The sequence below is a fragment of the Pseudomonas edaphica genome, assembly GCF_005863185.1.
GTDB lineage: Bacteria > Pseudomonadota > Gammaproteobacteria > Pseudomonadales > Pseudomonadaceae > Aquipseudomonas > Aquipseudomonas edaphica.
This window is the reverse complement of record NZ_VBVZ01000878.1, coordinates 1-1,866: the sequence shown is the minus strand read 5'-3', so window position 1 is coordinate 1,866 and position 1,866 is coordinate 1. Positions and strand designations below refer to the sequence as shown.

Annotated in this window: 2 protein-coding genes; both read left to right on the top strand. The window is 60.3% G+C overall.

The window, feature by feature from the left end:
- Nucleotides 1-154 precede the first annotated feature (154 nt).
- Nucleotides 155-1,465, top strand: a complete 1,311-nt coding sequence (locus FEM54_RS31645; RefSeq protein ID WP_338109385.1) for a dermonecrotic toxin domain-containing protein — start codon at nucleotides 155-157, stop codon at nucleotides 1,463-1,465.
- Nucleotides 1,462-1,866: hypothetical protein (locus FEM54_RS34990; RefSeq protein ID WP_338109384.1), on the top strand; the 405-nt coding region annotated here is incomplete at its 3' end. The genes FEM54_RS31645 and FEM54_RS34990, both read left to right, overlap by 4 nt.

Here is a 1,866-nt window from a genome sequence, read left to right as displayed (position 1 = left end):
GGAAGCGACAGGAAATCGGATGTGGTGACCGCGCAGGCGGTACAGGAATACCACTGCCAGCACCCGGCCCCGAACGCGTACGAGGTCATATATGCACCGCTTGGCGTAGCGGGCGCCGTGATGTGCTGTCAGTCCATTTCAAAGGAGTGACACGATGGACTCTTCATCCCATCTTTCTTCGCCGGCCGTGCCGGCAAACGACGCACCCCAGCCAATAAAAAAACTCGCCGCCACCCAAAGCCTGCACGGTGACTTCCTGGAGCGCAGCAGTCCTCAGTGGTTGATCAACGCGACGCCGGCTCGCAAGCAGGCGCTCAAGGATGCCGGCACGGTCATGCCGGCATGGCTTGCGAACGCGACGCCATTGCAACGCAATGAAGTGACGGGTCGTTTTCTCGCCAACCTCACCACCCAGACGCAACTGGACAAGACGATGGCCTCCTTCCAGGGCATCGACGACTTCGCCCGGCCCTTGCTGCTCAAGGCCCTGAAGGATCAGTACCGACTGGACGTCGATGTCGACAAAATTCTGTTGTGCCTGCGCCGCCCGTTGGCGGTGGGGATTGCCGAAGTCGAGGCGGGGGATTTCGAGTTTTTGAAACTGCCCCTGCTGGAAGCGGCCTTGCACAACTTCGAGGCCTACGAGTGCAAGGAGGGCGCTTACCACAAGACCTCCGGGTTCATGCAAGCTACCGGCACCTCCAGCACCTACCACTCGGTGGCGATCAACCTGAAGGTCAGCCAGTTTTTGACGCTGTGTCGAAACCTCAATATCGGCGCCAAATACCAGGCCTACCTGCAATCATTTTTCTACCCCGAAGACGCCAGCGCGCAAGTCACCCTGCGTGACCAGTTCATCGCCAATCAGAAGGCCGCCGTCAGGGCTGCCGCCGAGCAGGCACTGTTGACCGGCGATATCGAGCCGGCCGATCACCGCATGCTGCTGTCGGTGATCGAGGGTGAAATTCATCCCTGGATGGGCGACAAGCAGGTCTGGTTCAGGACCCTGGGCCTGATGCGGCTGCGGATGACCGGCTGCATGGTGTTCTCGATTTGCAAAAAATACAGTGACCCGGACGAGCTGATTATCTATGTGCCCCAGGACCCTGAGCATCCGCTCAAGCGCTACCGCTGGCGGCAAATGCAGGCTCAATTCAAGCGCTTGCTCACCGCCCGTGATCCGGCCAAGGCCAATGATCCCTCGCCGACGCCGTACCAGCAGTTTTTCAGTCGCTTCGTGCCTTACGACAAGCGGCCCTATTACTTCAGCCAGTTCACCCAGAAAGCTGCTGACTCACCCACCGACATCTGGCGCTCACCGTGGAAGAAATTGCTGGATTTCACCACGCCGCACTTCATCACCCTTTCCTTGAACCTTCGACGCGCACACGACGCGGCAAAGGGATCTGGGCGGCGAACATCGACCCCTGGCATTACTTCTACGAACAACACCGCGAGCAGGTGATCGCAGATGCTCGCGCCCATGCCGTGCCCACCGAAGATGTGGATGCCAAGGCACGTGACGCCAAGCTGGCGCACCTGCTGGAGATCGGCATGCTGGGGTTGAACATGGTGTCGATGTTCGTGCCGGTGCTGGGAGAGGTCATGATGGGCGTGATGGCAGGGCAGTTGCTCTATGAAACCCTGGAAGGCGCGATTGAGTGGGGCGAGGGTGACCGCCAGGCGGCTAAGGCACACTTGATTGATGTGGCCGAGAACCTGGCGCAGATAGCAGTGATGGCGGGTGTCGGGGCGGCGGTGAACAAATTCAGGGCCGCCAAGGCGGAGCCGGTGCTCGAAAACCTCAGCCCGGTCACGTTGCCCAACGGCGAAACCCGCCTGTGGAAGCCGGACCTGGCGGGCTAT

Bases quoted from the DNA above. Each gene is read 5' to 3' on its own strand.
- FEM54_RS31645 (WP_338109385.1), top strand. From the start codon at position 155: ATGGACTCTTCATCCCATCTTTCTTCGCCGGCCGTGCCGGCAAACGAC.